Here is a 631-nt window from a genome sequence, read left to right on the forward strand (position 1 = left end):
AACTTTTTACCTTTCATATATTTTGTATGTTCACATTTCCTACATTTGTAATGATCACTCCACTTTAGTGTCGATAAATATTCAAGACAATCTTCTTCTTTTTGAAATGTTGAATAAAATGTTCTATCGTCAAAACCTTCAAAATTGATCATAATACATCTGGTTGTTTGGTTACTTTTACACTAATGTAAATCAGTTAACCGTAACAGAAGTACGTTTTACTATTTAGGGCGATCTAAGTTTAGATACCTATAATTAAAAAAATATTCTAAACTTAAATATTGCTCTTTATATAACATTAGTCCACCTAAAGCATAATGAAACTCTAGAAATTTATTTTGTTCATTTTTTCTTTCATCTATTTCTTTATTATTAATTATTTCAAAAGAATTATCTATAGTTTTTTCATAGAGAGGGTCAATATCTTTAAGGTTTCGATTATAATAATTATTAGAATTAGCCCAAAACATTTTAGTTAGTCGACTTTTTTCACAAGTAATATAGTTTGTTGTCCATAATGTACTGAAACTATTATCAGAAATCTTAAGTGTTTTAAAGTCTGGAATAGCTACATTTACCCGGAGAGTAAGTTAAGCCCCTTTAATCAAAAAAAAGTATTTTTGCATTATGG

At 26.3% G+C, this 631-nt stretch carries 1 protein-coding gene; it reads right to left on the reverse strand.

Annotated elements, in window-relative coordinates:
* Window positions 1-221: 221 nt before the first annotated feature.
* Window positions 222-470, reverse strand: coding sequence for a hypothetical protein (locus tag HHU12_RS34495; RefSeq protein WP_169661219.1), 249 nt, complete (start codon window positions 468-470; stop codon window positions 222-224).
* Window positions 471-631 lie beyond the last annotated feature (161 nt).

It is taken from the genome of Flammeovirga aprica JL-4, from assembly GCF_012844305.1.
GTDB lineage: Bacteria > Bacteroidota > Bacteroidia > Cytophagales > Flammeovirgaceae > Flammeovirga > Flammeovirga aprica.